21 protein-coding genes are annotated in these 23,816 nt (G+C 75.5%); 20 read left to right on the top strand and 1 reads right to left on the bottom strand.

Translation table 11 applies throughout. From position 1 onward, the window contains the following. Window positions 1–198: 198 nt before the first annotated feature. From ACWIYF_RS16230 to ACWIYF_RS16150, 17 genes are all read left to right on the top strand, one after another. On the top strand, window positions 199–1,698 hold the full coding sequence (locus ACWIYF_RS16230) for a UDP-N-acetylmuramoyl-L-alanyl-D-glutamate--2,6-diaminopimelate ligase (RefSeq protein WP_448623857.1): 1,500 nt from the start codon (window positions 199–201) through the stop codon (window positions 1,696–1,698). Continuing rightward, complete coding sequence (locus tag ACWIYF_RS16225) at window positions 1,695–3,089, top strand: UDP-N-acetylmuramoyl-tripeptide--D-alanyl-D-alanine ligase (RefSeq protein WP_448623856.1); 1,395 nt, start codon at window positions 1,695–1,697, stop codon at window positions 3,087–3,089. The genes ACWIYF_RS16230 and ACWIYF_RS16225 overlap by 4 nt, the downstream gene beginning before the upstream one ends. Continuing rightward, window positions 3,086–4,162, top strand: a complete 1,077-nt coding sequence (gene mraY, locus ACWIYF_RS16220; RefSeq protein WP_448623855.1) for a phospho-N-acetylmuramoyl-pentapeptide-transferase — start codon at window positions 3,086–3,088, stop codon at window positions 4,160–4,162. Before ACWIYF_RS16225 ends, mraY begins: the two co-directional genes overlap by 4 nt. A 3-nt stretch (window positions 4,163–4,165) precedes the next feature. Continuing rightward, on the top strand, window positions 4,166–5,563 hold the full coding sequence (gene murD / locus ACWIYF_RS16215) for a UDP-N-acetylmuramoyl-L-alanine--D-glutamate ligase (protein ID WP_448623854.1): 1,398 nt from the start codon (window positions 4,166–4,168) through the stop codon (window positions 5,561–5,563). Window positions 5,564–5,570: 7 nt separating this feature from the next. After that, the gene (ftsW, locus tag ACWIYF_RS16210; protein ID WP_448623853.1) at window positions 5,571–7,097 is read left to right on the top strand and encodes a putative lipid II flippase FtsW; all 1,527 of its coding nucleotides are present in this window, start codon (window positions 5,571–5,573) and stop codon (window positions 7,095–7,097) included. Further along, window positions 7,094–8,197 carry an undecaprenyldiphospho-muramoylpentapeptide beta-N-acetylglucosaminyltransferase gene (murG, locus tag ACWIYF_RS16205; protein WP_448623852.1) on the top strand — a complete coding sequence of 368 codons (1,104 nt, stop codon included), beginning with the start codon at window positions 7,094–7,096 and terminating at the stop codon, window positions 8,195–8,197. The genes ftsW and murG overlap by 4 nt, the downstream gene beginning before the upstream one ends. Further along, complete coding sequence (murC, locus tag ACWIYF_RS16200) at window positions 8,184–9,632, top strand: UDP-N-acetylmuramate--L-alanine ligase (RefSeq protein WP_448623851.1); 1,449 nt, start codon at window positions 8,184–8,186, stop codon at window positions 9,630–9,632. Before murG ends, murC begins: the two co-directional genes overlap by 14 nt. After that, complete coding sequence (locus ACWIYF_RS16195) at window positions 9,629–10,432, top strand: cell division protein FtsQ/DivIB (protein WP_448623850.1); 804 nt, start codon at window positions 9,629–9,631, stop codon at window positions 10,430–10,432. The genes murC and ACWIYF_RS16195 overlap by 4 nt, the downstream gene beginning before the upstream one ends. 21 nt (window positions 10,433–10,453) lie before the next feature. Then, window positions 10,454–11,056 (top strand): peroxidase-related enzyme, encoded by a 603-nt coding sequence (locus ACWIYF_RS16190; RefSeq protein ID WP_448623849.1) that lies wholly within the window; start codon window positions 10,454–10,456, stop codon window positions 11,054–11,056. 328 nt (window positions 11,057–11,384) lie between these two features. Further along, entirely contained in the window at window positions 11,385–12,704 is a 1,320-nt protein-coding gene (gene ftsZ / locus ACWIYF_RS16185) for a cell division protein FtsZ (protein ID WP_448623848.1), read from the top strand. After that, window positions 12,704–13,447 (top strand): peptidoglycan editing factor PgeF, encoded by a 744-nt coding sequence (pgeF, locus tag ACWIYF_RS16180; protein WP_448623847.1) that lies wholly within the window; start codon window positions 12,704–12,706, stop codon window positions 13,445–13,447. The genes ftsZ and pgeF overlap by 1 nt, the downstream gene beginning before the upstream one ends. A 35-nt stretch (window positions 13,448–13,482) precedes the next feature. Continuing rightward, the gene (locus ACWIYF_RS16175; RefSeq protein WP_448623846.1) at window positions 13,483–14,253 is read left to right on the top strand and encodes a YggS family pyridoxal phosphate-dependent enzyme; all 771 of its coding nucleotides are present in this window, start codon (window positions 13,483–13,485) and stop codon (window positions 14,251–14,253) included. 87 nt (window positions 14,254–14,340) lie between these two features. Next, a complete protein-coding gene (locus ACWIYF_RS16170) occupies window positions 14,341–15,060 on the top strand; it encodes a cell division protein SepF (RefSeq protein ID WP_448623845.1) in 720 nt (239 codons plus the stop codon). 50 nt (window positions 15,061–15,110) lie between these two features. Then, window positions 15,111–15,407, top strand: a complete 297-nt coding sequence (locus tag ACWIYF_RS16165) for a YggT family protein (RefSeq protein WP_448623844.1) — start codon at window positions 15,111–15,113, stop codon at window positions 15,405–15,407. Between the two features lie 100 nt (window positions 15,408–15,507). Beyond that, entirely contained in the window at window positions 15,508–16,245 is a 738-nt protein-coding gene (gene wag31 / locus ACWIYF_RS16160) for a DivIVA-like cell division protein Wag31 (protein ID WP_448623843.1), read from the top strand. Window positions 16,246–16,383: 138 nt separating this feature from the next. Continuing rightward, window positions 16,384–16,965 (top strand): hypothetical protein, encoded by a 582-nt coding sequence (locus ACWIYF_RS16155; RefSeq protein ID WP_448623842.1) that lies wholly within the window; start codon window positions 16,384–16,386, stop codon window positions 16,963–16,965. 118 nt (window positions 16,966–17,083) lie between these two features. Further along, window positions 17,084–17,956, top strand: a complete 873-nt coding sequence (locus ACWIYF_RS16150; RefSeq protein WP_448623841.1) for an endonuclease domain-containing protein — start codon at window positions 17,084–17,086, stop codon at window positions 17,954–17,956. Window positions 17,957–18,024: 68 nt separating this feature from the next. Here ACWIYF_RS16150 and ileS read toward each other — a convergent pair whose 3' ends face one another. Further along, a complete protein-coding gene (gene ileS / locus ACWIYF_RS16145) occupies window positions 18,025–21,171 on the bottom strand; it encodes an isoleucine--tRNA ligase (protein WP_448623840.1) in 3,147 nt (1,048 codons plus the stop codon). Between the two features lie 70 nt (window positions 21,172–21,241). Here ileS and ACWIYF_RS16140 point away from each other — a divergent pair, with 70 nt between their 5' ends. From ACWIYF_RS16140 to ACWIYF_RS16130, 3 genes are read left to right on the top strand one after another with little or no spacing between them, the layout of a single operon-like run. Then, window positions 21,242–21,430 (top strand): hypothetical protein, encoded by a 189-nt coding sequence (locus ACWIYF_RS16140; RefSeq protein ID WP_448623839.1) that lies wholly within the window; start codon window positions 21,242–21,244, stop codon window positions 21,428–21,430. Window positions 21,431–21,489: 59 nt separating this feature from the next. After that, complete coding sequence (locus ACWIYF_RS16135) at window positions 21,490–23,001, top strand: potassium/proton antiporter (protein ID WP_448623838.1); 1,512 nt, start codon at window positions 21,490–21,492, stop codon at window positions 22,999–23,001. A gap of 43 nt (window positions 23,002–23,044) precedes the next feature. Then, the gene (locus ACWIYF_RS16130) at window positions 23,045–23,635 is read left to right on the top strand and encodes a hypothetical protein (RefSeq protein WP_448623837.1); all 591 of its coding nucleotides are present in this window, start codon (window positions 23,045–23,047) and stop codon (window positions 23,633–23,635) included. Window positions 23,636–23,816 lie beyond the last annotated feature (181 nt).

Here is a 23,816-nt window from a genome sequence, read left to right as displayed (position 1 = left end):
CGGGAGGTCGCCCCCCAGAGCCGTGTCCGGAGCCGTGGCCCTGAGCCCCGCCGACCTGCGCGGACGCCGCCCCGATCGCGGCGGCGCCCCGCGCGGATCCGCGCGAATGATCGGGTGACGGAGCGCCCGCCGGTAGATTGAAGCCCCGTGACCCCGACCGATCCCGGGTCGGCGCCCCGGCCCGCGGGGAACCGACCGGTGCCGCTTCCCGACCTGGCCGACCTGATCGGCCGGCCCGTCGGCGGCGACGAGGCCGGGACGGCGGTGCGCGGCGTGACCCTCGCGTCGGCCGAGGTCCGCCCCGGCGACCTCTACGCCGCCCTGCCCGGTGCGCGCACCCACGGCGTCCGCTACCTGCCCGACGCCGTCGCCCGCGGCGCGGTCGCCGTCCTCACCGACCCCACCGGCCGGGACGAGGCGCTGGCGAGCGGCCTGCCCGTCTGCGTCGTCGACGACCCCCGCGCCGTCCTCGGCGACGTCGCCGCCCGCGTGTACGGCGACCCCGGGAGCCGGCTGACCGTCATCGGCATCACCGGCACCAACGGCAAGACGACGACGAGCTACCTGGTCGAGGCCGGCTTCGCCGCGGCCGGCCGGGACACCGGGCTGATCGGCACGGTGCAGACCCGCACCCGCAGCGGCAAGGCGGTCACCGCCCTGCCGAGCGTGCGGACCACCCCCGAGGCGCCGGTGCTGCACGCCCTGCTGGCGAGCATGGTCGAGGCCGGCGTCACCGCCGTGGTCATGGAAGTCTCCAGCCACGCGCTCGTGCAGGGCCGGGTCGGCGGGCTGCGGTTCGCCGCCGCCGGGTTCACCAACCTGAGCCAGGACCACCTGGACTTCCACGGCGACCTCGAGGCGTACTTCCGCGCCAAGGCGCTGCTCTTCGACGGCCGGGCCGCGGTCGAGGTGGTCGACGTCGACGACGCCTACGGCCGGCGGCTGGTCAAGGCCGGCACGGTGACCGTCTCGGGCACCGGCGCGGACGCCGACTGGACGGCCACCGACGTCGCGACCGCCCCCGACGGCGGGTCGACCTTCACGCTGCGCGGCCCCGGCGGGCGCACCTGGCCGGCCCGGCTGCGGCTGCCCGGCGCGTTCAACGTGGCCAACGCGGTGCTGGCGGTCGCGCTTCTCGACGCGGTCGGCATCGACCCGGGGACGGCGCTCGACGGCCTCGCCGGGACCGTCGTCCCCGGCCGGACGGAGCCGGTGGACGCCGGGCAGCCGTTCGTCGCCGTCGTCGACTACGCACACACCCCCGAGGCCGTCCGCACGGCGCTGGACGCGCTGCGGGCCGCGGGCTCCGGCCGGCTGATCACCGTGCTCGGCTGCGGCGGCGACCGCGATCCCGGCAAGCGGGCCGGCATGGGGGCCGCGGCGGCCGAGGGCAGCGACGTCCTCGTCGTCACCGACGACAACCCCCGCTCGGAGGACCCGGCCGCGATCCGGGCCGCGATGCTCGCCGGCACCCGCGAGGTGCCGCAGGAGAAGCGGGCCGAGGTGCTCGAGGTCGGCGACCGCCGCGCGGCGATCGCCGCCGCGGTCGGCCTCGCCCGGCCCGGGGACACCGTGCTGGTCGCGGGCAAGGGCCACGAGAGCGGCCAGGAGGTGGCCGGCGAGGTCACCCCCTTCGACGACCGCGAGGTGCTCCGCGAGGCGCTCTCCGCGCTGGGCACCCCGGCGGGGACCGCATGATCGCGCTGACCCTCGCCGAGATCGCCGCGGCGGTCTCCGGCGCCGTCCCGCCGGGCGCCGACGCGGTCGTCACCGGCACCGTCACCGTCGACTCCCGCACCGTCGGCCCCGGCGACCTGTTCGTCGCCCTGCCGGGCGAGCGGGTGGACGGCGCCGACTTCGTGAGCGCCGCTGCGCAGGCCGGCGCGGCCGCGGCCCTGTCCACCCGGCCGGACCCGGCGCTGCCGACCGTGGTCGTCGACGACCCGGTGGCCGCCCTGGGCCGGCTCGCCGCGGCGGTGCACGCCCGGCTGACCGACGCCGGCCTGCGCACGGTCGGCATCACCGGCTCCTCCGGCAAGACCTCGACCAAGGACCTGCTCGGCCAGGTCCTCGCGGCCGCGGGACCGACGGTCAGCCCGCCGGGGTCCTACAACAACGACATCGGCCTGCCGCTGACCGTCCTGTCCGCCGACGAGGCCACCCGCTTCCTCGTGCTGGAGATGGGCGCGCGCGGGCCTGGGCACATCGCCCGGCTGTGCCGCGTCGCCCGGCCCGAGGTCGGCGTCGTCCTCAACGTCGGCTCCGCGCACCTCGGCGAGTTCGGCTCCGCCGAGGTCATCGCGCAGGCCAAGGGCGAGCTGGTGGAGGCGCTGCCCGAGCACGGCACCGCCGTCCTCAACGCCGACGACCCGCGGGTGATCGGCATGGCCCCGCGCACCTCCGCCCGCGTGGTGACCACCGGGATCCGTGAGCCGGCCGACGTCCGCGCGACCGGGGTACGCCTGGACGAGCTCGGCCGGGCCCGGTTCACCCTCGCCGCCGCGGGGGAGGAGCACGACGTCGCCCTGCGCGTGGTCGGCGAGCACCAGGTCGCCAACGCGCTGTCGGCCGCCGGCGCCGCGCTCGCGCTCGGCCTGCCGCCGGCCGACGTCGCCGCCGCCCTGTCGGCCGCCGAGCCGCGCAGCCGGTGGCGCATGGAGGTCACCCGCCGTCCGGACGGCGTCACGGTCGTCAACGACGCCTACAACGCCAACCCCGAGTCGATGCGCGCGGCGCTGGCCGCGCTCGCCGCGCTGCCGGGGCAGCGGCGGATCGCCGTCCTCGGCGCGATGGCCGAGCTGGGCCCCGGCGGCGGTGCCGAGCACGAGCGGCTCGGCCGCGACGCCGCGGCGGCGGGGGTGGACCTCGTGGTCGCCGTCGGTGCCGATGCGGTAGGCATAGCGAGCGGGGCAGCGGCTGCCGGACGGCGGCCAGGAGAGGAGTCGGTGCACGTGCCGGACCGGGCTGCCGCCCGCCACCTGCTGTCGGAGCTGCTGCGCCCCGGGGACGTGGTCCTGGTGAAGGCCAGCCGCTCGTACGGGCTGGAGCTGCTCGCCGAGGACCTGCTGACGGCCGGGGCAGGCGCGTGAAGTCGGTCCTCATCGCCGGCGGTTTCGGCCTGATCATGTCGATCCTGCTCACCCCGCTGGCCATCCGCGCGTTCCGCCGGCACGGCCTGGGGCAGGAGATCCGGGACGACGGGCCCGAGAGCCACCTGTCCAAGAAGGGCACGCCCACGATGGGCGGCACGGTGATCGTCGGCGCCACGGTCGGCGGCTACCTCATCGCCCACCTGTTCCTCCTCGACCAGCCCGGCCGCGGGGTGACCACCAGCGGGATCCTGCTGCTCTACCTCATGGTCGGCATGGGCACCGTCGGCTTCCTGGACGACTACCTGAAGATCCGCTTCCGCCGAAGCCTGGGCCTGAACAAGACCGCCAAGCTGGTCGGGCAGCTCGTCGTCGGCGTCAGCTTCGCGATCCTGGCGCTGAACTTCGAGAGCGACGGGATGGCGCCGGCGTCGACCAGCGTCTCCTTCGTCCGCGACATCGCGCCGATGGGCCTCGGCGCGGTCGGGTTCGTGATCCTGGCCTACCTGTTCATCGCCGGCTTCTCCAACGCGGTCAACCTCACCGACGGCCTGGACGGCCTGGCCTCGGGCTGCGCGGCCATGGTCTTCGCCGCCTACGTCTTCATCTCCTTCTGGCAGTTCACCCACGACTGCACCAACGAGCTGGTCGACGGCTGCTACGCGGTCCGCGACCCCCTCGACGTGACGCTGGTGGCCGCCGCGGCGCTCGGCGCCTGCCTGGGCTTCCTGTGGTGGAACACCAGCCCGGCGCGGATCTTCATGGGCGACACCGGCTCGCTCGCGCTCGGCGGGCTCCTCTCCGGGCTGGCCATCGTCACCCGCACCGAGCTGCTGCTCGTCGTCCTCGGCGGGCTGTTCGTGGCGGTGACGCTGTCGGTGGTCATCCAGGTGGCGTTCTTCCGCGCCACCCGGCGGCGGGTGTTCCGGATGGCGCCGCTGCACCACCACTTCGAGCTCGCCGGCTGGACCGAGAACACGGTCATCGTCCGGTTCTGGCTGGTCACCGGCATGGCCGTGGCGTTCGGGATCGGCCTGTTCTACGCCGACTGGCTGTCGTTCGTGGGGCTGTAGGCGGTGGATCTCTCCGGGCGGACCGTGCTCGTCGCCGGCCTCGGCGTGTCCGGGGCCGCGGCGGCCCGGGTGCTGCTCGCCCGCGGCGCGCGGGTGCTGCTCGCCGACGCCGCCCGTCCCTCCGCGGTCGACCCGCTGCTGGAGGGCGGCGCCGAGTGGCTCGGCGCGCTCGCCGAGACCCCGTCCGGCACCGATCTGGTGGTCACCTCGCCCGGCTGGCGGCCCGACGCGCCGCTGCTGGTCGACGCGGCCCGGCGGGGGATCGAGGTGATCGGCGAGCCCGAGCTCGCCTGGCGGCTGCGGGTCGAGCCGGCCGCCCCGTGGCTGGCGGTCACCGGCACCAACGGCAAGACGACGACGGTCACCATGCTCGAGGCGATCCTGCTCGCGGGGGGACGGCGGGCCGTCGCGGCGGGCAACGTCGGCCGCCCCCTGGTCGAGGTGGTGACCGAGACCGGCGCGGACGGCGCCCCCGCCTACGACGCGCTCGCGGTCGAGCTGTCGAGCTTCCAGCTGCACTGGTCGAGCACGCTGGCCCCCGAGGCGGCCGCCGTCCTCAACGTGGCCGACGACCACACCGACTGGCACGGCTCCTTCGCCGCCTACCGGGACGCCAAGGCGCGCATCCTCCGCGGCGCGCGGGTGGCCGTCGCCGACGCGGGCGACCCGGTCGCCGCCGCGCTGGTCGCCGCCCACCCGCGCCCGGTGACGGTGACCCTCGGGGAGCCGGCGCCCGGCCAGCTCGGCGTCCGGGACGGCGCACTGGTCGACCGTGCCTTCGCCGACGACCCGGCGGGGGAGGTGCTGCTCGAGCGCGGGGCGCTGCAGGTCCCCGGGCCGCACAACACCGTGAACGCGCTGGCCGCCGCCGCGCTGGCGCGGGCCGCGGGGGTGCCCGCCGAGGCGGTCGGCCGCGGCCTGGCCGGCTTCCGCGGCGGCGCGCACCGCAACGTGCGGATCGCCACCGTGGCCGGCGTGGACTACGTCGACGACAGCAAGGCGACCAACCCGCACGCCGCCGGCGCCTCGCTGGCCGCCTACCCCCGCGTGGTCTGGATCGCCGGCGGCCTGCTCAAGGGCGCCGACGTCGACCCGCTGGTCGCCGCGGTCGCGCCCCGCCTGGCGGGGGCGGTGCTGCTGGGCCGTGACCGGGCCGAACTGGTCCGTTCACTGGCGCGACACGCGCCCGCGGTTCCGCGGGTCGAGGTGCCGAGCGGCGACGATGACGGGATGGCGCGCACCGCGGAGGAGACGATGCGGCTCGCCGTGGCGGAGGCCGCCCGGCTGGCCCGCCCCGGCGACACCGTCCTGCTGGCCCCCGCGGCGGCGTCGATGGACGTGTTCACCGACTACGCGCACCGCGGCCGCGCCTTCGCCGACGCGGTGCGCGAGCTGGGCTGAGCGCCCGATGACCGCGAGCACCCGCACCCGCGCCGCCGCCACCGGCCCGTCCACGGCCGGCTCCACCGCCCGCCGCTACCGGGTCCGCCGGCTGCAGGGACCGGCGTGGCTGGACGGCCCGATGACCAGCTGCCACCTGCTGCTGGGCGCGGCCGGCCTGCTCCTGGCGATCGGCCTGGTGATGGTCTTCTCGGCCTCGGCGGTCAAGGCGGCCCTCGACGAGCAGTCGGCCTGGCGGCCCGGCGTCGAGCAGCTCACCTGGGCCGGGCTGGGCGCGGTGGCCCTGCTCGTGGCGCTGCGCATCCCGGTGGGCTTCCTGCGCCGGTGGTCGGGCTGGTTCATGGCCGGGATGCTCGTGCTGCTGCTCGCCGTGCTCTTCCTCGGCGTCCAGTTGAACGGCGCCCGTCAGTGGTTCGACTTCAAGATCGCCCACTTCCAGCCCTCCGAGCCCGCGAAGCTCGCCTTCGCGCTCTGGGGCGCGCACATGCTGGCCACGCGCGACCGCTACCTGACCACGAAGTCGCTGCTGCTGCCCCTCGTCCCGGCCTTCCTCCTGATCGCTCTGCTGCTGATGGCCGAGCCCGACTTCGGCGGCGTGATGACCTTCGCGGTCATCCTGGTCGCCCTGCTGTGGGCCGGCGGCGCCCGGCTCAAGGTCTGGCTGGGGCTCGGCGCGGCCGGGCTGGCCGGGATCGCCTACCTCGTCAGCGAGCCCTACCGGTGGGCCCGGGTCACCTCGTTCCTCGACCCGTTCGCCGACGCCTCCAACTCCGGCTACCAGGCGGTGCGCGGGCTCTACGCCCTGGCGACCGGCGGCTTCTGGGGCGTCGGCCTCGGCAACAGCCGGATGAAGTGGGGCCTGCTGCCCTACGGGGAGTCGGACTACATCTTCGCGATCATCGGCGAGGAGCTCGGCTTCCTCGGCTGCCTGGTCGTGGTGACGCTCTACGGGGTCCTGGCCTACGCCGGCTTCCGCATCGCCCGCCGCTCGACCGACCGGTTCGTGCAGCTGGCCAGCATCGCCATCACCACCTGGCTGGTCGGCCAGGCGACCATGAACATGGGTTACGTGGTCGGGCTGCTGCCGGTCACCGGCGTCACCCTGCCCCTGGTCTCCGCCGGGGGGACGTCGCTGGTGCTCACCCTGTTCATCATCGGCCTGCTCGCGCGCTTCGCCCGGGCCGAGCCGGCCGCCATCGAGTCGCAACAGCGGCGCTCCCGCGGCCGGCTCGCCCGCTGGCTGCTGCCCGTGCCGGCGGCCGCGGTGGACCCGGTCCGGCCGCGCCGCCGTCCCGCGCCCGGCGAGCGCGGCGGCCGCCCCGACCCGGGGGAGCGGGCCGGCCGTCCGGTCGTCGCCGGGCGCCGCACCGTGGCGCGGGTGACCGAGGGAGCCCCGAGGGAGCGCGGCGTCCCCGGGCCCGCGCGCCCCCGCCCGCCCGCCGAGGACCGCGGCCGCGCCGCGCCGCGCCGGCCGGTGCCCGGTCCGGGGCCGGCGGTGCCCGGCCCCGCCCGCCGGCCGGGGAGGCCGCGGTGAGCGGGCCCTTCAGCATCGTGCTGGCCGGCGGCGGCACCGGCGGGCACATCGAGCCGATGCTGGCGCTGGCCGACGCGCTGCGCCGCCGCGACGAGGGCCTGCGCCTCACCTGCCTGGGCACCCCGCGCGGCATGGAGACCCGGCTGGTCCCGGCGCGCGGCTACGACCTGCGGCTCATCCCGCCGGTCCCGCTGCCGCGCAAGCCGACCCCGGAGCTGCTGAAGGTGCCGGGCCGGGTCGCCGGCGCCGTCCGCGAGACCCGGGCGCTGCTGACCGAGGTCGCCGCCGACGTCGTCGTCGGCTTCGGCGGCTACGTCGCCCTGCCGGCCTACCTCGCCGCCCGGCGGGCGAAGGTCCCGATCGTGGTGCACGAGCAGAACGCCCTGCCCGGCCTGGCCAACCGGATCGGCGCCCGGCTGGCCGCACGGGTGGCGGTCACCGTCCCGGGGACGCCGCTGCACCGGGGCGAGCAGGTCGGCATGCCGCTGCGGCGCACGATCACCGGCCTGGACCGCGCCGCGCGGCGGGCGGAGGCGCGCGCGCAGTTCGGCCTGGACGCCGACCGCCCGACCCTGCTCGTCTTCGGGGGGTCCCAGGGCGCCGCCTCGCTCAACCGGGCCGCCGTCGGCGCCGCCGACGCGCTCACCGCGGCCGGCGTGCAGGTGCTGCACGCCCGCGGGCCGAAGAACACCGACGTGACCGTGCCCCCGCGCCCGGCGGGCGGCGCGCCGTACGTCGTGGTCGACTACCTGGAACGCATGGACCTCGCCTACGCCGCCGCCGACCTCGCCCTGTGCCGGGCCGGCGCGGTCACCGTCGCCGAGCTGGCCGCCGTCGGGCTGCCGGCGGCCTTCGTGCCGCTGCCGATCGGCAACGGCGAGCAGCGCCGCAACGCCCTGCCGCTGGTCGAGACCGGGGGAGGGCTGCTGGTGGACGACGCCGACCTGAGCCCGGCCTGGATCACCGAGCACCTGACGCCACTGCTGACCGATCCCGGCGCGCTGGCGGGGTACGCGGCGGGTGCCAGGGCCGCCGGGGCGCCGGACGCCGGCGAGCGGCTGGCCGACATCGTGCTGGAGGTGGCCCGTGCCCGCGGCTGACGTCGCCGCCTGGAACGCGCCGGTGCCCGCGCTGGGGGAGCTCGGCGCGGTGCACTTCGTCGGGATCGGCGGGGCCGGAATGAGCGGCATCGCGCGGATCCTCCTCGCCCGCGGGGTGGCGGTGTCGGGCAGCGACCGGCGGGACACCCCGACCCTGCTCGCGCTGCGCGCGCTCGGGGCGCGCGTGGAGGTGGGCCACGACCCGGCGCACCTCGGCGACGCCGACACCGTCGTCGTGTCCACCGCGATCCGCGACGACAACCCCGAGCTGGCCGCCGCCCGGGAGCGGGGCCTGCGGGTGCTGCCGCGCGCCGTCGCCCTCGCCGCGGTCATGGCCGGGCGGCGCAGCGTCGCCGTCGCCGGCACCCACGGCAAGACCAGCACCACCTCGATGCTCACCGTCGCCGTGCAGGCCTGCGGGGTCGACCCGTCCTTCGCCATCGGCGGCGACCTCAACGAGTCCGGCAGCAACGCGCACGCGGGGCACGGCGACGTGTTCGTCGCCGAGGCGGACGAGAGCGACCGGTCGTTCCTGCTGCTCGCCCCGCACGCGGCGATCGTCACCAACGTCGAGGCCGACCACCTCGACAACTACGGGGACCTGGCGGCGGTCGAGGCCGCCTTCGACCGGTTCGTGCAGACCGTGCACCCCGACGGCTTCGTGGTGCTCTGCGCCGACGACCCCGGCGCGGCCCGGCTGATCGAGGTCCCGGCCACGGCGCGCAAGCGCACCTACGGCACCGCCGGGGACGCCGACCTGCGCCTGGTGGACGTCGACGTCGCCGGCGACGGCACGAGCTACACGGCCGTGCTCGACGGCACCGACCTCGGCCGGGTGCGCATCCGGGTGCCGGGTGAGCACATGGCCCGCAACAGCGCGGCGGCCCTGCTCGCGGGCCTGGAGCTCGGCCTGCCGGTCGCCGGGCTGGTCGAGGGGCTCGGCCGCTTCGGCGGCGTGCACCGCCGGTTCGAGCTCAAGGGCGTGGCCGGCGGCGTGCGCGTCTACGACGACTACGCCCACCACCCGACCGAGGTCCGCGCCCAGCTCGCCGCGGCCCGCGCGGTGGCCGGCGACGGCCGGCTCGTCGTCGCCTTCCAGCCGCACCTCTACAGCCGGACCCGCGAGTTCGCCGACGGCTTCGGCGACGCGCTCGCCCTGGCCGACGAGGTCGTGGTGATGGACGTCTACGGCGCCCGGGAGGACCCCGTCCCCGGGATCACCGGCGCGCTGGTCGCCGACGCCGTCCCGCTGCCGCCCGGCCGCGTGCTGTTCGAGCCCTCCTGGTCGGCCGCCGCCCCCGCCCTGGCCGCCCGCGCCCGTCCCGGCGACCTGGTGGTCACCATGGGCGCCGGCGACGTGTCGATGGTGGGACCGGAGGTGCTCGAGGCCCTGCGGCGGGCCGACCTCCCCGAGTCCGCGGACGTCGAGCGGTGAACCGCGCCGGCACCACCACCCGCGACCGCGCGCGGGGGACGCCGGCGGCGCGGCCCGAGGCGAGCCGCGGCGAGCGGCCCGCGCCGGCCGTCAACCGCCGCCGCCGGGTCCGCAGCCGTCGTCAGCGCCGGCTGCGGGCGCTGCTCCTGGTCCCGCTGCTGGCCACCGCGGCCTGGGTGCTGTGGGCCAGCCCGCTGCTCGCCGTCCGGACGGTGCAGGTGGACGGCTCGGTGTCCCTGACCGCGGCCGAGGTCCGCGACGCCGCGGGGGTGACCACGGGGACGCCGCTGCTCCGGGTGGACGTCGACGCCGCCCGCACCCGCGTGGCCCGGCTGCCGCAGGTCGCGGCGGTGCAGGTGACCCGCGGCTGGCCCTCCAGCGTGGTGATCACGGTGACCGAGCGGGTGGCCCTCGCCGTCGTCGAGTCCGACGGGCAGCGCTACCTGGTCGACGACGAGGCGGTGCTGTTCGACACCATCACCGGTGACCCGCCGCCCGGCGTGGTGCCGCTGGACGTGCCGGACCCCGGGCCGGGGGACCGCGCCACCGAGGCGGGGCTGGCCGCGCTGGCCTCGCTGCCCCGGGACGTCCGCTCCGACGTGGTCGGCGCGAGCGCCACCAGCGGCGAGGACGTCGCGCTCACCCTGACCGACGGGACGACGGTCCTCTGGGGGGACGGCGGCGACAGCGCCGCCAAGGGCGCGGTCCTCTCCGCGCTGCTCGACCAGCTCGCCGCGGGGATTCTCGAGCCGGCCGCCACCATCGACGTCAGCGCGCCGGACGCGGTGGTGCTCCGCTAGCTCCCGTCGGAGCATGGCGGCATGAGCGACGCCGCGCCGTCCGATCCCGCGCCGATCAGCCGTTTCCCCGTCGTCCCCACCGAGCAGCTGCCCGACGAGCTGCGCGAGCGCTACGCCGAGGTCGAGGAGCGCTCCGGGTTCCTGCCGAACGTGTTCGGCGCGCTGTCCTGGCGCCCGGCCGAGGCCGCCGCGTTCTTCGCCTACCACGACGCGCTCATGGACAAGGAGACGCCGGGGCTGTCCAAGGGCGACCGCGAGCTGATCGTCGTCGCCACCAGCGCGGCCAACGACTGCCTGTACTGCGTCGTCGCGCACGGCGCCATCGCGCGCATCCGCACCCGGGACCCGTACCTCGCCGACCAGGTCGCCGTGGACTGGCGCAAGGCGCCGCTGTCGCCGCGCATGCACGACGTGCTGGACGTGGCGGTCCGCCTCGCCGTGGAGCCGGCCGCGGTGACCGCCGCGGACGCGGACCGGCTGCGCGGCCACGGGCTCACCGAGGACGACGTGTGGGACGTCGGCGCGATCGCCGCCCTCTTCGCGCTGTCCAACCGGCTGGCGCACTGGGCGGCGATCCCGCCGAACCGGGAGTTCTACCTGCTCGGACGCATCCCGAAGGCGTGATCCAGGGTTCGTCCCACCCGCCCCGGGGGACACGCTCGACACGCGCGACACGCCCGGGCCCCGAAGAGATCTGCCACGCGTCCGGACGACGCCGCGCCGGACCCTGGAGCCCGCCATGAGACGTTTCGAGGGCGGGTCGTCACAGCTCGTGATGCTCATGTGACGAACGGGTCCTGAGAGTTCGGTGAGGTTTCGTGCCACCGACACGCCGACCATCTCAGGGTGTTTGTGCCGCCTCCCCGGCCTGCCTAACTTCCTCTCCGTCGACCGAGTTGACATAACTGTAAGCCTGTACTTGAGGATGAGGGTCCACGTTGGGGAGCGCCGCATGACACCTCCGCACAACTATCTAGCGGTCATCAAGGTCGTCGGCATCGGCGGCGGCGGGGTGAACGCGGTCAACCGGATGATCGAGGTCGGCCTCAAGGGGGTCGAGTTCATCGCCATCAACACCGACGCCCAGGCGCTGCTGATGAGCGACGCCGACGTCAAGCTCGACGTCGGCCGCGAGCTCACCCGCGGCCTCGGCGCCGGAGCGCAGCCCGACGTGGGCCGCCAGGCCGCCGAGGACCACCGCGAGGAGATCGAGGAGGTGCTCAAGGGCGCCGACATGGTCTTCGTGACCGCGGGCGAGGGCGGTGGCACCGGCACCGGCGGTGCGCCGGTCGTCGCCTCGATCGCGCGCAAGCTCGGCGCGCTGACCATCGGCGTCGTCACCCGCCCGTTCGCCTTCGAGGGCAAGCGGCGTGCGGTGCAGGCCGAGTCGGGCATCGAGGAGCTGCGCAACGAGTGCGACACGCTCATCGTGATCCCGAACGACCGGCTGCTGCAGCTGGGCGACCGCAACGTCAGCGTCATGGACGCCTTCCGCACGGCCGACCAGGTGCTGCTCTCCGGTGTCCAGGGCATCACCGACCTGATCACCACCCCGGGCCTGATCAACCTCGACTTCGCCGACGTCAAGTCGGTCATGTCCGGGGCCGGGTCGGCGCTCATGGGCATCGGCAGCGCCCGCGGCGACAACCGTGCGCTGCTCGCCGCCGAGCAGGCGATCGCCAGCCCGCTGCTCGAGGCCTCCATGGAGGGCGCGCACGGCGTGCTGCTGTCGATCTCCGGCGGCTCGGACCTCGGCCTGTTCGAGATCAACGAGGCCGCCTCGCTGGTCTCCGACGCGGCGCACTCCGACGCCAACATCATCTTCGGCGCCGTCATCGACGACGCCCTGGGTGACGAGGTGCGGGTGACCGTCATCGCCGCCGGCTTCGACGGCGGGCGGCCCAGCAGCCGCAAGGACGGCGGCGTCGCCGCGGTGCCGGCCGGCACCTCCGCCGCGGGTGCCTTCACCCCGGGCCTGCCGCACCGGACCCCGGCCGCGCCGGTCACGCCGGTCGCCGCTCCCGTCGCCACGGGGGAGCGGCTGCTCGGCTCGCCGACGACCTCGGGGGCGACCGCTTCGGCCGCCGCCGCGGCGCCGGTGACCCCGCCGGCCCCGGTCATCCCGCCGGCGCCCGCCGTGGCCGCGCGGCCCGCCGCGCCGCTCACCGTCCCGCCGCTGCCGCCGGTCTCCGGGTCGGTCAACGGCCGGCGGCCGCTGTCCAGCGAGGACTTCGAGGAGGAGCTCGACATCCCGGAGTTCCTGCGCCACTGATGACGCAGTCTCCCGGCACGTCCCCGGCCGCCTCGCCCTCGGTGCGACCCCGCAAGGTCGTCACCGACCGGCGGGGCGGCCGGTCCGCGTCCCCGTACGACTCGTTCAACCTCGGCGCGCACGTCGGCGACCGGCCGGCGGACGTCGCCGCCAACCGCGAGCGTCTGGCGCGGGAGCTGGGCGTGCCGGCGGAGCGGCTGGTCTGGATGACCCAGGTGCACGGCGCCGGCGTCGCCGTCGTCGACGGGCCGCAGGAGGCGCCGCTGCCCGACACCGACGCGCTGGTGACGGCGGAGCCCGGGCTGGTGCTGTGCGTGCTGGTCGCCGACTGCGTGCCGGTGCTGCTCAGCGACGCCGACGCGGGTGTGGTCGCCGCGGTGCACGCCGGGCGCGAGGGCCTGCGGCAGAAGGTGGTGCCCGCCGCGCTGGCCGCGATGGGCAGGCTCGGCGCCCGCCCGCGTAACGTCACCGCGCTGCTCGGGCCGGCCGTCTGCGGCGGGTGCTACGAGGTGCCCGCGGCGATGCAGGCCGAGGTGGCGCGGGTGGCCCCGGGCGCCGCGGTCCGCACCCGGCAGGGGACACCGGGTCTCGACCTGCGGGCCGGCGTGGCCGAGCAGCTCGGCCGGGCCGGCGTCGGCCAGGTCGTGCACGACCCGCGGTGCACCGTCGAGGACCGCTTCCTCTTCTCCCACCGCCGCGACGGCGTCACCGGCCGCCAGGCCGCCCTGGTCTGGTTGTCATGAGCACGGTCGCGGACCCGGCTGCGAGGATCGCTGCCGTGCCCGCGACCCGCCTCGAGGAGAACCTGCGCGCCGTGCGGGAGCGGATCGCCGCGGCCGCCCGCGCCGCCGGGCGGGACCCGGCGGGGGTGCGGCTGGTCGCGGTGAGCAAGACCTGGCCGGCCGACGACGTCCGCGCGGTCGCCGCGCTCGGCCAGGCCGACTTCGGCGAGAACCGGGCCCAGGAGCTGCTCGCCAAGGCCGCCGAGCTGACCGACGTCCCCGTGCGCTGGCACTTCGTGGGCCAGCTGCAGCGCAACAAGGCCGCTGCCGTCGCCCGGCTCGGCGCGGTCGTGCACTCGGTGGACCGGCTGCCGCTGGCCGAGACGCTCGCCCGCGCCGGCGAGGCCGGCGGGCGACCCGTCGACGTCCTCCTGCAGGTCGACCTGGGCGGCCCGGCGGGGGAGGAGGCCGCCCGCGGCGGCGCCGACCCGGCCGACGTCCCGGCCCTGGCCGACGCGGTCGCCGGGATGGGCGGGCTGCGGCTGCGGGGCCTCATGGCCGTCGCGCCCCGTGGCGCCGAACCCGGCCCCGCTTTCGACCGCCTGGCCGCGCTCGCCGAGCGGGTGCGGGCCGACCACCCGGGGGCGACCGAGCTCTCGGCCGGCATGAGCGAGGACCTGGAGGCGGCGATCGCATCCGGCGCGACGCTCGTGCGTGTCGGAACCGCGATCTTCGGCGCGCGCCCCCTACCCTCCGGTGAGGATCGGGGGATCCCGACCACACGAGTCACACCAGTCACACGGGACACGGACGACCCACGAGTGTGATGCCTCGTTGGACGAAGTTGACGAAACGACCGCGACGCTGAGGACACCAGTAGAGGGGGAGGTCCGATGGCCGGAGCCATGCGCAGGATGGGTATCTATCTCGGGCTCGTCGAGGACGACGACGCCCGGGCCTACGGCCGGTACGACGCCCGCCAGGCCGACTATCCCGAGCGCGCCGACGACCGTCGCTACGGCCGGTACGAGGACTCCCGCTACGGGACCGCCGACTACGCCGACGACCGGTACGCCGACAAGAACTTCGCCGACGAGCACTACGGCGCCGGCTACGCCGACGACGACGTCGACGCCGAGGAGCTGCCGCCGGCCCGTGAGCCCGAGCCGGTGACCGTGCGCCGGCCGAGCACCGCCCGCCCGCCGCTGGGCCTCGCCCCCTCCGGGTCCACCGCCGGCGCCGCCCGCACCGGCGGCAGCCTCGGGAGCGGCTCGTCCTCCGGTGCCGGCGCGGCCGGGCTGGCCGTCCGCGAGCCGGTCGTGGCGGCCCCGGAGCCGGCGCCCGCGCCTCCGAAGACTTACCGGATCACGACCGTGCACCCGCGCACGTACAACGAGGCGCGTGAGATCGGCGAGCGGTTCCGCGAGGGCTGCCCGGTGATCATGAACCTGACCGAGCTCGACGACGCCGACGCCAAGCGGCTGGTCGACTTCGCCGCGGGTCTCATCTTCGGACTTCGCGGTAGTATCGAGCGGGTCACGGCCAAGGTGTTCCTCCTCAGCCCGAGGGACGTCGACGTGACCGCCGAGGACAAGGCGCGGATCCGCGAGGGCGGGTTCTTCAACCAGTCCTGAGGCGCTGGCGGACACAACGGCACGCGAGGTGCCCCGAACGAGCGAGGACCGTGGCTCTCTTCTGGCAGATCGTCTCCTCGGTGCTGCTCGTCTTCCTCGTGCTGCTGTTCGCCCGGTTCGTCGTCGACTGGGTGATGGTGCTGGCGCGGAGCTGGCGCCCGCAGGGCCTGGTCGCGGCGGGCCTGGAGGTCGTCTACTCGACGACGGATCCCCCGCTGAAGGCCATCCGCAAGGTGATCCCGCCCTTGAACCTGGGGTCGGTCCGATTGGACCTCGGGTTTATGGTGCTGCTCATCGCCGTACTCATCCTTCGCAGCTTCACGTTGTCGCTCGCTAACCCCCTGTGACCGAACGACAGCCCAGGGGCGCAGGCCGCACCAGGTGCGTGGTCCACCGCCGCTCGCCCGAGAACGACCCTGTTCCCGCCGTCCGACCCGAGGTGACCCGATGCCACTGACGCCTGCCGACGTGCACAACGTCGTCTTCAAGAAGCCGCCGATCGGCAAGCGGGGCTACGACGAGGACGAGGTGGACGCCTTCCTCGACGTCGTGGAGGCCGAGCTCGCCCGGCTGATCGAGGAGAACAACGAGCTGCGCGCCAGCGGTGGACGTGCCGCCGCGCCGCGGGCCGAGGAGCGCCCCGAGCCGCCGGCGCCGGCCCCCGTCGTCCAGGCGCCCCCGCCGCCGCCGGCGGCCGCGGCCCCGCGCGAGGACGACAGCGCCCGGGCCTCCCGGATGCTGGCGCTGGCCACCGAGACCGCCGACCGGTACGTCAACGAGGCCAAGACCCAGGCCGAGCAGATGCTGGTCAGCGCGAAGACCAACAGCGAGCGGCTGATGTCCGACGCGCGGGCCAAGAGCGAGCAGATGGTCAGCGAGGCCAAGCACCGCGCCGACTCGATGGTCAGCGACGCCCGCACCCGCGCCGACACGATGGAGCGCGAGGCGCGCGCCAAGGCCGCCGCGCTCGAGCAGGACGCGGAGCGCCGGCACGCCGAGGCGGTCAGCACGCTCGAGGAGAAGCGCAGCAGCCTCGAGCGCAAGATCGAGGAGCTGCGCACCTTCGAGCGCGAGTACCGCACCCGCCTGCGCTCCTACCTCGAGTCGCACCTGCGCGATCTCGACAGCCGCGGCTCGGCCGAGCCGGCGATCAACAGCCGGCAGACGCAGCACGCCGGGGCGTAACGAAGGACCCTGCTGCCCCCTGCCCCTCGCAGGCTCAGGGCGGGACCCTGCAGCGGGGCCGTTCCATGACCTCACGGCTGCGGCCCCCGGACCTGGTGTCCGGGGGCCGCTGTCGTTCTCCGCGGTTATCGTGCAGCGGTGATCTTGGCTGCGGGTCTGCTCGTGCTGCTGGGGGTCGGCCTGTTCGTCGCCGGGCTGGCCACGGGGACGACGGTGCTCTACTGGGCCACCGTGGCGGTCTGCGCCGCGGCCGCCGTCCTGCTGGTGCTCTCCCGGCGCGGCCTGTCCGCGGAGCCGGCGCAGGGACGCCGCCCCGCCGACCTGGCCTCCGACGCGGCGGTCGCGCGCAGCACCCGGGAGACGCCCGCCGCGCCCACCGGGCGGGACGCCGACGGCGAGGTCGGGGCAACCGCCGAGCCGGCACCCGTCGAGCGCGCCCCCGCGGCCCCGCCGCACGCGCCCGCCACCGAGGAGAAGGGCGAGCCGCCGGTCGAGGACGTCGAGGTCACCGACCTGCTGCTCGTCGTCGACCTCAAGGACGAGGTGTTCGTCGTCGACGAGCACCCGCGCTACCACCTGGCCGACTGCCGCCGCCTCGCCGGCCAGACCGCGATCCCGCTGCCGATCGACGAGGCCCGCGCCGACGGCTTCACCCCCTGCGGCGTCTGCTCGCCCGACCGCACCACCGCCGAGCGCGAGCGCGCCCGCCGCAAGGCCTGACGGGGCTTTCGGTACAGAAGGATCGGCTCCGCCCTTCGGGCGTTCTGTACCGAAAGCCCGAGGTCGTGGGCTGTGGACGACGGATCCGGCGCACCGGCCGGTCGGCAAGGCTGGCGCGGTGTCCCGTCGCCAGTCTCTGCACGGTGTCTTCGTCGGCTCGCACGCGGTCGCGGAAGGCCTCGTGACGAAGCGGCAACTCCAGTCGGGGCTGTATCGCAGATTGCTGCGCAATGTCTACGCGGATCCTTCGCTGGCGGCTGATCACCAGCTCGTTGCCCGCGGCGCCGCACTCCTCATGCCGCCGGGGGCCGCGCTCGCGGGCCGCTCGGCCGCGACCTGGTTCGGGGCGGCCTTCGCCTCGGTCACCGACCCCGTGCTCGTCGTGGTGCCGCCGGACTGCACCTGGCGTGGTCCTCGCGGGATCCGGCTGCACAGGACAGCGCTGCGTCCGGGTGAGTCCACGTCGATCGACGACGTCCGGTGCACAATCCCTCTCCGGACGGCGTGGGACATCGCGGCCCTCGAGCCCATGGCGGATGCGGTCGGGATGCTGGACGGGATGGTGCGGACCGGACACCTGGACCCGGCTGCTCTCGCACGCGCGGCCGAGGCGGGCCGAGGCCGCTGGGGTTCCGCGCGGGTGGCCAAGGTCGTGCCGCTGGTCGACGGCCGCAGCGGGAGCCCGCCGGAATCGTGGGTTCGAGTCGCCTGCGCGAGGGCGGGGCTGCCGGCTCCCGTGCCGCAGTTCGTCGTGCTGGACGGCGGCAGCTTTCTCGGCAGGGTCGATCTGGCGTGGCCCGACGAGCGGCTGGTCGTCGAGTACGAGGGCGCCTATCACTTCGAGGGCGTACAGATCACGCGCGACGACGAGCGGTACCGGCGCCTGATCGAGGCCGGCTGGCGGGTCATCCGGCTGAGCGCGGCCGATCTGCGGAACATGCCGGCGGTCGTTGCGCGCATCGCCGACGCCCTCGGCGCCCCCGTGAGCTGACGGGCTTTCGGTACAGAAAGCCCGGGATGCTGTCGGGGCTTTCTGTACCGAGAGCCCCGACAGCGGGGTCAGGCCCGGGTCAGCCAGAAGCGGGAGCCGTCGGGGCCCTCCAGCGCCGTTCCAGGGCCGGGCTCGCCGGCGTGGACGGCGACCGCGAGCACCTCGCCGGCCACCTGATCGGCGTGCTCGGTGAGGGCCTGGGCCAGGCTGCCCTCCGCCGTCCACCACAGCTCGATCCGGTCGCTGACCGCCAGCCCGCTGGACTTGCGGCCCTCCTGGACCAGCCGGACGGCCTCCCGCACCAGGCCGGCGCGCTCCAGTTCCGGGGTCAGCTCGAGGTCCAGGGCGACGGTGAGGCCCCCGCCGCTGGCCACGGTCCAGCCCTCGCGCGGGGTCTCGGTGACGATCAGGTCGCCCTCCTCCAGCGGCACCGGCGCGCCGTCGACCTCGACCGCCGCCGTCCCCGTCCGGTACGCGGCGACGAGCGACGCCGGGTCGGCGGCGGCAACCGCCTTCGCGACCGCCTGGACCTGCTTGCCGAGCCTCCGGCCGACGGCGCGGAAGTCGATCTTCACGCTCACGTCGACCAGGTCGCCGCCGACCGCGGCCAGCTCGGAGAGCTCGGCGACGTTGAGCTCGTCGGCCACCTCGGCCACCAGGTCGCGCGGCAGGTCCCGCCAGCCCGGCGCCGCGACGACGGCGCGGGCCAGCGGCTGCCGGGTGCGCACCTTCGCCGAGGTCCGCGCGGCGCGGCCCAGCTCGACCAGCCGCCGCACGAGGGCCACCTGCTCGACCAGCCGCTCGTCGCGGGCGGTCTCGTCGACGGCCGGCCACGAGGCCAGGTGCACCGAGTCCACCGCGTCGGCCAGCCCCGGGGCGACGGCCCGGGTCCACACCTCCTCGGTGACGAAGGGGGTGAACGGGGCCATGAGCCGGGTCAGCCCGTCGAGCACCTCGTGCAGCGTGCCCAGCGCGGCCGGGTCGCCGTCCCAGAACCGGCGGCGCGAGCGCCGGACGTACCAGTTGGACAGGTCGTCGACGAACTGCGCGATCAGCCGGCCGGCGCCCTGGGTGTCGAAGTCCTCCAGCGCGTCGGTCACGCCGGCCGTGACGCGGGCCAGCTCCGCCAGCGCCCAGCGGTCGAGCAGCGGCCGCCCGGCCCGCGGCGGGGCGGGCGAGACGGCCGGGTCCCACCCGTTGGTCTCGGCGTAGAGGGTGAAGAACGAGGCGGTGTTCCAATAGGTGAGCAGCACCTTCCGGACCACCTCGGACAGCGTCTCGTGCCCCACCCGGCGGGCCGACCACGGCGAGCCGCCGGCCAGCATGAACCAGCGGACGGCGTCGGCGCCGTGCCGGTCCATCAGGGGGATCGGCTCGAGGATGTTGCCGAGGTGCTTGCTCATCTTGCGGCCGTCCTCGGCGAGGATGTGGCCCAGGCACAGCACGTTCTCGTAGGAGCTCTTCCCGAACACGAGCGTGCCGACGGCCATGAGCGAGTAGAACCAGCCGCGGGTCTGGTCGATCGCCTCGCAGATGAACTGCGCCGGGTAGGCCGCCTCGAACTCCTCGGCGTTGCGGTACGGCGCGCCCCACTGGGCGAACGGCATCGACCCGGAGTCGTACCAGGCGTCGATGACCTGCGGCACCCGCCGGAAGGTGCCCTCCTCACCGGGCAGCGTGAAGGTGATCTCGTCGATGAACGGCCGGTGCGGATCGAGGTCGGACAGGTCGCGGCCGGTCAGCTCCGAGAGCTCGGTGAGCGAGCCGACGGCGACCACCCGCGAGGGATCGGCGTCGTTGCGCCAGATCGGCAGCGGGGTGCCCCAGTACCGGTCGCGGGAGAGCGCCCAGTCGACGTTGTTGCGCAGCCAGTCGCCGTAGCGGCCCCACTGGATGGTCTGCGGGTACCAGCGCGTGCGCTCGTTCTCGGCGAGGAGCTGGTCCTTGACCGCGCTGGTCCGGATGTACCAGGAGGGCTGCGCGTAGTACATGAGCGGCGTGTGGCAGCGCCAGCAGTGCGGATAGCTGTGCTCGTAGCGCTGTTCCCGGAAGAGCACGCCGCGCTTCTTCAGGTCCTCGAGCAGGGTCGGGTCGGCAGCCTTGAAGAAGTGCCCGCCGACCAGCCCCACCTCGGGCAGGAAGTGCCCCGACGGGTCGATCGGGTTGACCACCGGCAGCCCGTAGGCCCGGCACACGGCGAGGTCGTCGGCGCCGAACGCGGGGGACTGGTGCACCAGGCCGGTGCCGTCCTCGGTGGTCACGTAGTCGGCCAGGACGACGTAGTGGGAGTCCCCGTCGGGGAACTCGACCACGTCGAACGGCCGCCGGTAGTGCACCCGCTCCCAGTCGCGGCCGCTCGTGCGGGCCAGCACCTCGGCGTCCTCGCCCAGCACCGCGGTCAGCAGCGGCTCGGCGACGACGAAGGTGCCCGCGTCCGTCCGCGCCACCACGTACGTCACGTCCGGGTGGACGGCGACGGCGGTGTTCGACGGCAGCGTCCACGGCGTCGTCGTCCAGATCAGCAGGTCGGCCTTGCCGGCCCACTCGCCGCTGGTGACCGGCAGCCGCACGTACACCGACGGGTCGGTGATCGACTCGTAGCCCTGGGCGACCTCGTGGTCGGACAGGCCCGTGCCGCAGCGCGGGCAGTACGGGGCGACCCGGTGGTCCTCGACCAGGAGGCCCTTCTCGAACACCTGCTTGAGCGACCACCAGACGCTCTCGATGTAGGCCGGGTCCATCGTCCAGTAGGCGGTGGACAGGTCGACCCAGTAGCCCATGCGCCGGGTCAGCTCGGTGAACGCGTCCACGTGCCGCTCGACCGACTCGCGGCAGCGGGCGTTGAACTCCGCGATGCCGTAGCGCTCGATGTCGGGCTTGCCGGCGAAGCCGAGCTCCTGCTCGACCGCGATCTCCACCGGCAGGCCGTGGCAGTCCCAGCCGGCGCGGCGCGGCACGTGCCAGCCCTGCATGGTCTTGAACCGGGGGAAGACGTCCTTGAACGCCCGCGCCTCGATGTGGTGCGTGCCCGGCCGGCCGTTGGCCGTGGGCGGGCCCTCGTAGAAGTTCCACTGCGGCGACCCCGCGGTGCTCTCCATCGACCGGGCGAAGACCTTGTCGGCCTCCCAGCGCTGCAGGATCTCCTGCTCCAGGGCGGGCAGGTCGACCTGCGGAGGGAGGGCCGAGAAGGGGCCGGTGGCGCGCGGATCACTCACGTCCCCCATTGTCCCCGAGCCGACAACCGGGTTCTCGCAGGCGGGGTCGGCCGGCGCCTAGCCTCGCGCCGTGACGCGCTACCGGTTCCTCGACGGCATGGGCGACGTGGTGGCCGAGGGGGAGTTCGACCGGCACGAGGACGCCCTGGAGTGGGCCGTGTCGGGGGAGTGGGACGACGACAGGGAGGCGGAGGTGCAGCGGGTCGAGTTCCTCGGTCCGGACGGCGACTGGCGGTGGGCGGGCGCGCTGCGCGGCTGAGTGCGTTCCCGGCCGGAGCGCGCGGTACGGAAAACTGCGCGCATGGGGCGGGGCGCGCGGTGAACACGACGGTCACCGTCGGGCTCGCCGTCGGCGCGCTCGTCGTCCTCGTCGCCGCGGTGGCGCTGCGCCTCGCCGACCGCCTGGGCCTGCCCAGCCTGCTGCTCTACCTCGCCCTCGGGGTGGCCCTGGGGGAGGCCGGCGTCGGCGTCCCGTTCGAGAACTTCTCCCTGACGCAGACGCTCGGTGTCGCCGCGCTCGTGGTGATCCTCGCCGAGGGCGGGCTGACCACCCGCTGGGCCGACGTCCGCCGGGCGATCGGGCCGGGGCTGGCGCTGTCCACCGTCGGCGTCGCGGTCAGCGTCGTCGCCACCGCGGCGATCGCGGTCTGGCTGCTCGACTTCTCCTGGGAGCTGGCCCTGCTGCTCGCGGCGGTGGTCAGCTCCACCGACGCCGCCGCCGTCTTCGCCACCCTCCGCCGGCTCCCGCTGCCGCGCCGCATGGCCGCGGCGCTGGAGGTCGAGAGCGGCCTCAACGACGCGCCCGTCATCCTGCTGGTCACCGTGCTGGCCGACCGGCTCACCGATGGCCCCGAGCAGGCCTGGTGGCTGACCGGCCTGATCATCGCCGGCGAGCTGCTCGGCGGCGCGGCGATCGGCGTCCTGCTCGGGTTCGCCGGCGTCGAGCTCCTGCGCCGCTCGGCCCTGCCCCTGTCCGGCTTCTACCCGCTGGCCACGCTGGCCCTGTGCGTGCTCGCCTTCTCCTCGGCCGCGCTCGCGCACACCTCCGGCTTCGTGGCCGTCTACCTGTGCGGCGTCGTCCTCGGCAACGCCCCCCTGCCGCACCGGGCGGCGAGCATCGGCTTCGCCGAGGGCATGGCCTCACTCGCCCAGATCGGCCTGTTCGTGCTGCTCGGGCTGCTGGTCTCCCCCGAGCGGCTGACGGGAGCGGTCGCGCCGGCGCTGCTGATCGGGCTGGCGCTGCTGCTGCTGGCGCGGCCGCTGTCGGTCGCCGCCAGCCTGGTCTGGTTCCGCATGCCCTGGCCGCAGCAGGCGTTCGTCTCCTGGGCGGGGCTGCGCGGCGCCGTCCCGATCGTCCTGGCCACCTTCCCGCTGACCGCCGGCGTGCCCGGGGCGGCGGTGGTCTTCGACACCGTGTTCGTGCTCGTCGTCGTCTTCACGCTCCTGCAGGGCACGTCGCTGCCCTGGGTGGCGCGCCGGCTCGGCATCGCCACCCCGCTGACCCCCCGCGACGTGCAGGTGGAGTCGGCGCCGCTGGAGGAGCTCGACGCCGACCTCATGCAGATGACCATCCCCGCGGGCTCGCGGCTGCACGGTGTCTACCTCCCGGAGCTGCGGCTGCCCGAGGACGCCGCCGTGGTGCTGATCGTCCGGGAGGGGCGCTCGTTCGTGCCGGACGAGACCACCCGCCTGATGCGCGGCGACCAGGCGCTGCTGGTCTCCGCCCGGCGGTCGCGGGCCGAGGCCGAGCGGCGGCTGCGGGCGGTCAGCCGGGCCGGCCGGCTGGCCAGCTGGCGCGGGGAGAGCGGCGCCGCGGGCGAGGCGGACTGAGCGCGGCCTGGCCGCCGGGACCGCGGCGGCCGACGATGGCGCCGTGCCCGCCGGCTTCGACCTCCTGGAGAGCGGGGACGAGCCGATCCGGTGGCGCCGGCGCTGGGCGGCCCTGCCGCGGCGGTGGCGCCGGGCGGCGGTCGTCCTCGCCGTCGCCGTCCTGGTGGGCGCGGGACTGCTCGCGGCGCGCGGCTGGGCCGCCGATCGCGCGCTGCGGCAGCAGGTGCGCATCGCCGCGTCGCTCGAGGTCGAGATCAACCCGACGTCCCCGCCGGGCGGCTCGGTCCTCTACTACGTCGCCGTGCGCAACGACGGCGCCCGCCCGCTGACGGTGACTTCGGTGGCGGCGGTCACCGGCCGGCTGCGCATCCGCGGCGACGGCGAGCACCGGGTCGACCCGGGACGCGCGGCGCTGATCCCGCTGTCGGTCCGCCTGACCTGCTCCGCGGGGGACGGCGGCCTGCCGGGCCTGACCGCCGAGGTCCGGCTGCGCCGCGAGGACGGCGGACCGACCACCCGCCGGGTGGACCTGGCGCGCGCCGGGCCGGTCCTCGACGTCGCCGCGACGCTGTGCGCCGTCCGCCCCGGGCTGCGCGGATACGAGCTCTCGGGCCCGGTCGTCAGGGCGGGCTGACCGGGCGGCCGGCCTCGTCGAACGGCCGGTGAGCGAGAAAGATCACCAGCAGGTAACGGTCCGCATCGGTTGCGGTCCTCCCTGTGGCACGCACCACAGGTGCGTGCCAAGGTTCCCGTGAACGCATCAGGAGGTCGAGCAGGCGGCCGGGCCGAGCGGTCGGGCCTGCGCGGTTCTCCGG

The organism is Geodermatophilus sp. URMC 64 (genome assembly GCF_053502555.1).
This window is presented reverse-complemented; position numbering and strand designations above follow the sequence as displayed.